Annotated in this window: 12 protein-coding genes; 7 read left to right on the forward strand and 5 right to left on the reverse strand. The window is 67.7% G+C overall.

Features of this window, described 5'->3' with window-relative positions; translation table 11 throughout:
- On the forward strand, window positions 1–241 hold a 241-nt coding region (locus tag VFL64_RS15860), incomplete at its 5' end, for an amidase family protein (protein WP_489541345.1).
- Between the two features lie 2 nt (window positions 242–243).
- A complete protein-coding gene (gene gatB / locus VFL64_RS15865; protein WP_489541346.1) occupies window positions 244–1,689 on the forward strand; it encodes an Asp-tRNA(Asn)/Glu-tRNA(Gln) amidotransferase subunit GatB in 1,446 nt (481 codons plus the stop codon).
- Window positions 1,690–1,710: 21 nt separating this feature from the next.
- On the opposite strand, the gene VFL64_RS15870 is transcribed toward gatB, so the two are convergent.
- Together VFL64_RS15870 and pyrE are read right to left on the reverse strand one after the other, a co-directional pair.
- Complete coding sequence (locus VFL64_RS15870; RefSeq protein WP_489541347.1) at window positions 1,711–2,385, reverse strand: DUF4124 domain-containing protein; 675 nt, start codon at window positions 2,383–2,385, stop codon at window positions 1,711–1,713.
- A gap of 4 nt (window positions 2,386–2,389) precedes the next feature.
- Window positions 2,390–3,067, reverse strand: a complete 678-nt coding sequence (pyrE, locus tag VFL64_RS15875) for an orotate phosphoribosyltransferase (protein ID WP_489541348.1) — start codon at window positions 3,065–3,067, stop codon at window positions 2,390–2,392.
- Between the two features lie 12 nt (window positions 3,068–3,079).
- On the opposite strand from pyrE, the gene VFL64_RS15880 reads away from it, so the two are divergent.
- The 4 genes from VFL64_RS15880 (at window position 3,080) to VFL64_RS15895 (ending at window position 5,288) form a co-directional block, all read left to right on the forward strand.
- Window positions 3,080–3,865: an exodeoxyribonuclease III gene (locus VFL64_RS15880; protein ID WP_489541349.1), complete on the forward strand. Its 786-nt coding sequence runs from the start codon at window positions 3,080–3,082 to the stop codon at window positions 3,863–3,865.
- 115 nt (window positions 3,866–3,980) lie between these two features.
- The gene (locus VFL64_RS15885; protein ID WP_489541350.1) at window positions 3,981–4,388 is read left to right on the forward strand and encodes a DUF3597 family protein; all 408 of its coding nucleotides are present in this window, start codon (window positions 3,981–3,983) and stop codon (window positions 4,386–4,388) included.
- Between the two features lie 22 nt (window positions 4,389–4,410).
- The gene (locus tag VFL64_RS15890; protein WP_489541351.1) at window positions 4,411–5,022 is read left to right on the forward strand and encodes a DUF937 domain-containing protein; all 612 of its coding nucleotides are present in this window, start codon (window positions 4,411–4,413) and stop codon (window positions 5,020–5,022) included.
- Window positions 5,023–5,033: 11 nt separating this feature from the next.
- Entirely contained in the window at window positions 5,034–5,288 is a 255-nt protein-coding gene (locus tag VFL64_RS15895) for a GlsB/YeaQ/YmgE family stress response membrane protein (protein ID WP_489541352.1), read from the forward strand.
- Between the two features lie 13 nt (window positions 5,289–5,301).
- Here the strand turns inward: VFL64_RS15895 and cax are convergent, their stop codons facing one another.
- Window positions 5,302–6,417 carry a calcium/proton exchanger gene (gene cax / locus VFL64_RS15900; protein ID WP_489541353.1) on the reverse strand — a complete coding sequence of 372 codons (1,116 nt, stop codon included), beginning with the start codon at window positions 6,415–6,417 and terminating at the stop codon, window positions 5,302–5,304.
- Between the two features lie 145 nt (window positions 6,418–6,562).
- On the opposite strand from cax, the gene VFL64_RS15905 reads away from it, so the two are divergent.
- A complete protein-coding gene (locus tag VFL64_RS15905) occupies window positions 6,563–7,225 on the forward strand; it encodes an alpha/beta hydrolase (protein ID WP_489541354.1) in 663 nt (220 codons plus the stop codon).
- Window positions 7,226–7,239: 14 nt separating this feature from the next.
- On the opposite strand, the gene VFL64_RS15910 is transcribed toward VFL64_RS15905, so the two are convergent.
- Both VFL64_RS15910 and VFL64_RS15915 read right to left on the reverse strand, forming a co-directional pair.
- A complete protein-coding gene (locus VFL64_RS15910; RefSeq protein ID WP_489541355.1) occupies window positions 7,240–7,722 on the reverse strand; it encodes a hypothetical protein in 483 nt (160 codons plus the stop codon).
- A gap of 29 nt (window positions 7,723–7,751) precedes the next feature.
- Window positions 7,752–8,228 carry a glycine zipper family protein gene (locus VFL64_RS15915; protein WP_489541356.1) on the reverse strand — a complete coding sequence of 159 codons (477 nt, stop codon included), beginning with the start codon at window positions 8,226–8,228 and terminating at the stop codon, window positions 7,752–7,754.
- Window positions 8,229–8,274: the final 46 nt, after the last annotated feature.

Raw genomic sequence — 8,274 nt, forward strand, 5'->3', positions numbered from 1 at the left:
GTGGAAGCTCGGCGACAAGAGCGACGACCCGGTGGCGAGCTACCTGGCCGACATCTTCACGCTGCCCGCCAGCCTGGCCGGCCTGCCCGGCATGAGCCTGCCCGCCGGGTTCGGCGAGGCCAACATGCCGGTGGGCCTGCAGCTCATCGGCAACTACTTCCAGGAGGCGCAGCTGCTGCACGCGGCGCACGCCTTCCAGCAAGCGACCGACTGGCACGCACGCGTTCCTGCAGGCTTCTGACCATGGCGACCACCAGCAAACTCATCCGCGGCTACGAGGTCGTGATCGGCCTCGAAACGCACGCCCAGCTTTCCACCCGCAGCAAGATCTTCAGCGGCTCGTCCACCCAGTTCGGCGCCGCGCCCAACACGCAGGCCTCGGCGGTCGACCTGGCGCTGCCGGGCACGTTGCCGGTGATGAACAAGGGCGCGGTCGAGCGCGCCATCCGCTTCGGCCTGGCCGTGAACGCCAAGGTCGCGCCGCTGTCCATCTTTGCGCGCAAGAACTACTTCTACCCCGACCTGCCCAAGGGCTACCAGATCAGCCAGTACGAGACGCCCGTCGTGCAAGGCGGCGAGGTCGAGTTCTTCGTCGGCGACGTGAAGCACAAGGTGCACCTCACCCGCGCCCACCTCGAAGAAGACGCCGGCAAGTCGCTGCACGAAGACTATGCCGGCCAGACCGGCATCGACCTCAACCGCGCCGGCACGCCGCTCTTGGAGATCGTCACCGAACCCGACATGCGCTCCAGCATCGAGGCCGTCGAATACGCGAAGGCCTTGCACGCGCTGGTGGTGTGGCTGGAGATCTGCGACGGCAACATGCAGGAAGGCAGCTTCCGTTGCGACGCCAACGTGTCGGTGCGCAAGCCCGGCGCCGACTACGGTACGCGCCGCGAGATCAAGAACCTGAACAGCTTCAAGTTCCTGCAGCAGGCCATCGACGCCGAGATCCAGTGGCAGATCGACGAGATCGAAGACGGCCGCGAGATCGTGCAGGCCACCGTGCTGTTCAATCCCGACAGCGGCCAAACCCGCGCCATGCGCACCAAGGAAGACGCGCACGACTACCGCTACTTCCCCGACCCCGACCTGCCGCCGCTGGTGATCGCGCCCGAATGGGTGGAGCGCGTTCGCGGCGAGATGCCCGAGCTGCCGCGCGTGATGGCCGAGCGCTTCCAGACCGACTACGGCCTGCCGGCGTATGACGCTGCCATGGTCACGCAAACCAAGGCCTTCGGCGCCTACTTCGAAGATGCCGCCAAGGCCTGCAGCCAGCCCAAGCTGGTGGCCAACTGGATGATGGGCGAGATCTCACGCCGGCTGAACGCCGAAGAAGGCAAGGGCCTGGCAGTGAACGCCGCCACGCTGGCGAAGCTCATCACACGCATCGCCGACGGCACGATCTCGAACAACGGCGCCAAGCAGGTGTTCGACACGCTGTGGTCCGAAGGCGGCGAGGTCGATGCCCTCATCGAGGCCAAAGGCCTCAAGCAGATGAGCGACACCGGCGAGCTGGAGCGCATCCTCGACGAGGTGCTGGCCGCCAATGCCAAGTCGGTGGAGGAGTTCCGTGCCGGCAAGGAGAAGGCCTTCAACGCCCTGATCGGCCAGGCCATGAAAGCCACCAAGGGCAAGGCCAACCCGGCTGCGGTGAACGAGCTGCTGAAGAAGAAGCTCGCGGTCTGAGGGCGCGGGTTGCGCGCCGGGCTACTTGCTCGGCGCCGGTTTGCGAACCACGGTGGCCGAGGCCGCCGGTGCCACGGGCAGGGCGCCCGGCGGCGTGCCGCTCCACAGCTTCTTGAGCCGGTCGAGCTCTACGTCGTACAGCGTGTTGATGCGGTCGATCTCGTCTTTCTGGTTCTGCACCAGCGAGCGCTGCGCGGTGGCCGCGGCCTCGTTGGCATCGAGTTGCTGCTTCAGCTTGGCCGGCAACTTCTTGCCTTTGTAGAACTCGGTTTCGTCTTGCAGCGGCTTGCGCGCCTTCTGCAACTCCACCAGACGGTCTTCGGAGAACTTGACGCCCTTGCGCACGTCGTCGAGCGCCGCCTCGCGTGCCTTGTTGTGCGCCGCCTCATTGGGGAAGCGCGTCAGCAGGTTGCGGTCGCGGCGGATGGCGTCTTGCTGCGCGGCGCGGTCGACTTCGGCCTGCCGCTTCTTGGCCTCGGCTTCGGCCATCTCGTCGACCGTCATCGTGGGCGGCACCACCTGCTTCACCGAGCCATCGGCATTGAGCAGGCGCTGCTCGCGCGCCAGGCAGTCGGCGATCGGGCGGTCGGAGGTGAGGCGGCGGCCGTTGGCGTCGACGCAGCTGTAGATGGCTGCGGAACTCGCACCCGCGGCACCCAGCAGGCCCAGGGCAAATGCCAGTCTGACCAGCTTCAACACATCAGACCCCATAGCGTTCTCGGTAAGCGGCCACGCGGGCAAAGTGCTCGCTCAAGGCCGTGTCCTGGTTGGTTTTCAGATACTGCAGCAAGTCGTTCAGCGTCGCAATCGAGCAAACCGGCAGCTTGAGCTGCTGTTCGACGAATTGCACCGCAGACCACGGCGCATCGACGCCGTTCTCGGCGGCCTTTTCCTGCCGGTCGAGCGCAATCGCCACCGCACACGGCGTGGCGCCGGCCGCCCGGATCATCGAGATGGATTCGCGCACCGAAGTTCCCGCAGAAATCACGTCGTCGATGATGAGAACGCGGCCGGCCACGGGCGCGCCGACCAGCGTGCCGCCTTCTCCGTGATCTTTTGCTTCCTTGCGGTTGTAGGCGTAGGGGACGTTGCGGCCGCGGCGCGCGAGTTCCATCGCCACCGCCGCCGCGAGCGTGATGCCCTTGTAGGCCGGGCCGAAGATCATGTCGAACTGCAGACCCGAAGCGAGCAGGCGCGACGCATAAAATTCCGCGAGGCGTGCCAGCTTGGCGCCATCATCGAAGAGGCCGGCGTTGAAGAAGTAGGGCGACAGCCGCCCGGCCTTGGTCTTGAACTCCCCGAAGCGCAGCACCCGCGTGTCCACCGAGAACTTCACGAAGTCCTGGGCCAGGGTGTCTGTGGTCGTGTCGGGGCTCATCGGGGGTGTCTCGTGTTTCGTCTGGTGTCTTTGAATCTGAACGGCATTCGTTCCGCCGCCACCAAGGGCCTGTTGCCCTGGGCCGAGGCCCTGGGCGCCGATTGTATGGGGGTGCAGGAGATCAAGGCCCAGGCGGCCGACATCGCCGAGCGCTTCGACAAGGTGCACGACATGACCGGCTACTTCCACTTCGCCGAGAAGAAAGGCTACTCGGGTGTGGGCATGTACTGCCGCCAGACGCCCAGCGACGTGGTGGTGGGCATCGGCTCGCCCGAGTTCGATGCCGAGGGCCGCTACATCGAAGTGCGCTACGACACGCCGCAGCGCCGCTTAAGCCTGATCAGCTGCTACTTCCCCAGCGGCTCCAGCGGCGAGGATCGGCAGCTGGCCAAGTTCCGCTTCCTGGCGCTGATGACACCCTACCTGCAGAAGCTCAAGGCCGAGCGCGAGTTCATCCTGGTGGGCGACATCAACATCGCGCACAAGGAGATCGACCTCAAGAACTGGCGCAGCAACCAGAAGAACAGCGGCTTCCTGCCCGAAGAACGCGCCTGGATGACGCACGCACTGGACGAGATCGGCCTGGTCGACGTCTTCCGCACGCTCAACCAGCAGGCCGAGCAATACACCTGGTGGAGCAACCGCGGCCAGGCGTACGCCAAGAACGTGGGCTGGCGGCTCGACTACCACCTGGCCACGCCCGGCATCGCCGCGCTGGCGCGCAAGGAGCACATCTACCTGGACCAGCGCTTCTCCGACCACGCGCCGCTGATCATCGACTACGACTTCACGCTGTGAAATAGGCGCCGGCCGCAGCGAGGCCATTGCACCTTCGGGCAACTCGCCCTGTCTTCTCGGCGCCATGCTTTGTGCTTAGGATCGGGCACCCCCACCTTTCCGACAGGAGCGCGCCATGGGTTTCTTCAGCAAGATCCTCGACAAGCTTGGCATGGGCAGCGCCGCTGCCGCACCCGTGGTGGTGCCGCCCGTCTCGGCCGCCGCGGCCCCGCCGCCGGCCGCTGCCACCGCCCCGGCCGAGCCGGTGGTGAACCCGATTGCCATGGTCGACGTGGTCGCCCTGATGGAGCAGAAGGCCAAGGCGAACCCGCAGAAGCTCAACTGGCGCACCTCGATCGTCGACCTGCTCAAGCTGCTCGACCTCGACAGCAGCCTGGCCGCCCGCAAGGAGCTGGCGGTGGAACTGCGCTGCCCCGACGAGCTGATGGGCGACTCGGCGCAGATGAACATGTGGCTGCACAAGAACCTGCTCGCCAACATCGCCGCCAACGGCGGCAACATCCCCAAGGAACTGCTCGACTGATCCACCTCTGCGGGAGAACGCCATGCAGATCACCGACATCCTGGCCCAGATGGGCGGGCTCCAGTCCATGGCACGCGAACTCGGCGTGAGCGAGGCGCAGGCCGCCAGCGGCGCGGAAGCACTGCTGCCGGCCATCCTCGGCGGCCTGAAGAAACAGACGCAGGCCCAGCCCGACGGGCTCGGTGGCCTGGGCGACCTGCTCGGGCAACTGGGCGGTGGTGGTCTGCTCGACAACGTGCTCTCGCCCCAACCCACCGACGTGAGCCAGGGCAACGAGGTGCTGGGGCAGATCTTCGGCTCCAAGGACGTGAGCGTGGCGGTGGCCAACAACGCCTCCGCGCAATCCGGCCTCGACCCGGCGCTGCTCAAGCAGATGCTGCCTCTGCTGGCGATGCTGGTCACCGGTTTCATGGCCAAGCAGCACGGCGCGCCGTCGCAGGGCGCTGCGCCGGGCGGCGGCGGGCTGGGTGGCCTGGGCGATCTGCTGGGCGGCCTGCTCGGAGGCGGCGGCCGGCCCAGCGCCGGTGGCGCGTCGTCGTCCCCGCTGGGCGGCCTGGCCTCCATGCTCGACATGAACGGCGACGGCAACCCGCTCGACGACATCCTGCGCATGGCCGGCAAGGGCCTGCGCTGAGGGGCGCGGACATGGGCTGGATCGTCTCCCTGATCATCGGCGGCATCGTCGGCTGGCTGGCCAGCATCGTGATGAAGACCGATGCGCAGATGGGCTGGATCGCCAACGTGCTCGTGGGCGTGGTCGGCTCCTCGCTGGGCTACTGGATCGCCGGTCTGATCGGGCTGGCGCCCACCGGCGGCATCGGGCGCTTCGTGGTGGCCGTGGCGGGCGCGGCGCTTTTGATCTTCATCCTCGGCAAGCTGGGCATCTTCCGCAAAACCTGAGACCGTGAGCCGCCTACGCCTTGGGCGGCAACAGGAAAAGCGTGGTGGCGAAAGTCAGGTAGACCGCCAGCACCAGCACGCCCAGGAACCAGGCACTGCGCCCGCCGTTGCACACCAGCGCGACGGTGAGTGTGGCCAGGAACATCATCGCCATGGCACCCGGCCAGAACTGCAGCGACATCGGCGTCGGCCCCAGCACGTAGCTGGCCAGCACCAGCACAGGCGCGACGAAGAGCGCGATCTGGGTCGCACTGCCCAGGGCAATGCCCACGCTGAGGTCGAGCCGGTTCTTGCGGGCGCCGGAGAAGGCCGAGGCCATCTCGGCAGCGGCCCCTACCAGCGCCACGACGACGAAGCCGACGAAGGCATCGCTCATGCCCATGGACTCCGCGGCCACCTGCACCGAAGCGACGAAGACCTCGCTGACGAGCGCCACCAGCACCGTGACGCCCGCCAGCACGCCAAGCGCCAGCGCCACCGGCCAGAGTGCTTCTTCGTGCTCGTCGCCCTCTGCACCCTCGTCATGGCGGGCCGAGCCGAAGAACTCCTTGTGCGTCTTGAGCGAGAAGAAGAGGCCCAGCGCGTAGGTCACGGCGAGCAGGATGGCCAGGCTCAGGCTTAGCTGCTGCAGCAAGGGGTGCGCGCCACCCTCGGAGGGTGCCATGCCGACCAGCATCGAAGGCACCAGCAGCGCGATCGTCGCGAGGAACAGCTGCCCGGCCTGCAGCCGTGCGGTGGCGGCGTTGAACTCCTGCGTGTGGTGGCGCAGGCCGCCAAGCAACAGCGAGGCCCCGAGCATGAACAGGCTGTTGGTGACGATGGCGCCGGCAATCGAGGCCTTGACCAGCATGTACTGCCCGGCCTTCAGCGCGCTGAGCGCAATCACCAGCTCGGTGAGGTTGCCGAGCGTCGCATTGAGCAGCCCACCGACCGCGTCACCCGTGCGGGCCGCCACCTGCTCGGTCGCGTGGCTCAGCAGCGCGGCGAGCGGCACGATGGCGAGCACCGACAGCACGAACAGCAGCTGCCCGCTCGCATGGAAGGCGTGTTCCGCCGCGAGCACCGCGGGCACGAACACCAGCAGCCACAGGAGCGGCTTGGTGCGGATCTCTTGCCAGAGCTGCGACATGATTTGCTTCTCCTTGTGGCGGGCTCGACTGCGGGCAGGCAACGATCAACCCATCAGCCGGGATGGTAGACACATCGGCGGCACGACACATCGGCCCGACCGCCTTACGATGCTCAATTGCCCTGAAGAAGAACGCGGAGCCCGCATGCCCCTCGAGACCCTCGAATTCGAAACCGGCCCCAACCCCACGCGCAGCATCCTGGTGCTGCACGGCCTGGGCGACAGCGGCGAAGGTTTTGCCCCCATCGCCGAAGAGCTGGACCTGAGCACACTGGGGCCGGTGCGCTTCGTGCTGCCGCACGCCCCGGAGCGCCCGGTCACCATCAACGGCGGCTACGTGATGCGTGCCTGGTACGACATCCTGGGCACCGACCTCGCGCGCCGCGAAGACGAAGCCGGGCTGCGCGAGACGCAGGCCGAGATCGAAGCGCTGATCGCGCGCGAGAACGCACGCGGCGTGGCCAGCTCTCGCATCGTGCTGGCCGGCTTCTCGCAAGGCTGTGCGATGAGCCTGCTCACCGGCCTGCGCTACCGCGAGCGCCTGGCCGGCCTGGTGGGCCTGTCGGGCTACCTGCCGCTGGCTGCCAGCACCGCTGCCGAGCGCAGCGAGGCCAACCGCAGCGTGCCGCTCTTCCTGGCCCACGGCACGCAAGACCCGGTGGTGCCGCTCGCGCGCGGTGCGGGCTCGCGCGATGCCCTCGCCGCGCTGGGCTACGACATCGAATGGCACCAGTACCCCATGCCGCACTCGGTGTGCATGGAGGAGATCGCCGACCTCAACCGCTGGCTGCTGCGCGTGCTGGCCTGAAGGCTGCTCAGCCGCTACTTCACCAGGGTGATCTGCGACGCCAGGTCGTACTCTTCCACCACCCGGATCTTGTTCTCCAGCTGGAGGTAGCGCGCCACCTGCTTGCCCGGCAGCACCTTCAAGAAGCGCTTCAGGTAGGTCTGGTTCAGCTTGCTGCGTTCGGCGTCGACAGCGGCCAGCTCGCGCAGGAACTGCTCGGCGGCACCGTCGGTGAGCCGGTCCTGCACGTTCACGTACCCGACCATCGCCACGGTTCCGCGCCGGTTGATCGCCAGCAGATCCTTCTGGAAGCGGTCGTACAGCGGCCAGAAGGCCTTGGCCTGCGCATCATCGAGGCGCAGCTGCTGCGCGACGAAGGCCCGCTTGTCGCCGCGTGCCTGGGTGCGCACCTGTTGCATGGTCTCGTCGGCGGTCTGCGCGAGCGCCGGGGTGTGCGCGGCGGCACACACGGCGAGCGCGAGGCCAGCGAACAAGGGTTTCCAGATCCGTGGCTGCATCGCTGGGTCTCCTGGATGATGTGATCGTTTCACTTGATCGTGTAGCCGCGCCCTTCAAGGCAGGCCGCACGCGCCTTCTGGTAGGAGGCGGCACCCGCCTGCTGCTGCTGCGCAGCGGCCTGCTGTTGCTGCTGGTTCGCGGCGGCGTTCTGGCGCCGGCTCTGCCCGCGCGCTGCCACCGCACCGACAGCCGCGCCTGCGCCGGCGTCATCGGCCACGATCTCGCCGACCACGGCGCCACGCGCCGCGCCGCGCACGCCGGCCCCCGGCGCGGTGCCCGTGGCCGTGGTGGGCGGCTTGGCCGCTGCCGGCGGGGGTGGCGGGTTGGCCGGGTCGTACTTGCTCTGCTGCACCGCCCAGCTGTGGCACTCGCCTTCGTCCTTCTTCTGCTGGTCGGGCGATTGGCCCTTGGCGGGGTAGACGAAGCTCTGCTGCGCGAGTGCCGTCGACATCACCGCGCCGGCAAGCAGCGCGAGCAGGCAGCGGGCGGGGTTCATGGAACTCATGGCCGTTCTCCTCGTGGGTGAGGGTGTCGCGGGAAAGCCGCCGCGA

Origin of the sequence: Rhizobacter sp., from assembly GCF_035702065.1 — a bacterium.
Lineage (GTDB): Bacteria > Pseudomonadota > Gammaproteobacteria > Burkholderiales > Burkholderiaceae_C > Rhizobacter.

What these genes read in the sequence shown, in the direction of transcription:
- VFL64_RS15895 (WP_489541352.1), top strand. Translation starts at nt 5,034, where the DNA reads ATGGGCTGGATCGTCTCCCTGATCATCGGCGGCATCGTCGGCTGGCTG.
- VFL64_RS15905 (WP_489541354.1), top strand. Translation starts at nt 6,563, where the DNA reads ATGCCCCTCGAGACCCTCGAATTCGAAACCGGCCCCAACCCCACGCGC.
- VFL64_RS15910 (WP_489541355.1), bottom strand. Translation starts at nt 7,722, where the DNA reads ATGCAGCCACGGATCTGGAAACCCTTGTTCGCTGGCCTCGCGCTCGCC.
- gatB (WP_489541346.1), top strand. Translation starts at nt 244, where the DNA reads ATGGCGACCACCAGCAAACTCATCCGCGGCTACGAGGTCGTGATCGGC.
- VFL64_RS15890 (WP_489541351.1), top strand. Translation starts at nt 4,411, where the DNA reads ATGCAGATCACCGACATCCTGGCCCAGATGGGCGGGCTCCAGTCCATG.
- pyrE (WP_489541348.1), bottom strand. Translation starts at nt 3,067, where the DNA reads ATGAGCCCCGACACGACCACAGACACCCTGGCCCAGGACTTCGTGAAG.
- VFL64_RS15915 (WP_489541356.1), bottom strand. Translation starts at nt 8,228, where the DNA reads ATGAGTTCCATGAACCCCGCCCGCTGCCTGCTCGCGCTGCTTGCCGGC.
- cax (WP_489541353.1), bottom strand. Translation starts at nt 6,417, where the DNA reads ATGTCGCAGCTCTGGCAAGAGATCCGCACCAAGCCGCTCCTGTGGCTG.
- VFL64_RS15885 (WP_489541350.1), top strand. Translation starts at nt 3,981, where the DNA reads ATGGGTTTCTTCAGCAAGATCCTCGACAAGCTTGGCATGGGCAGCGCC.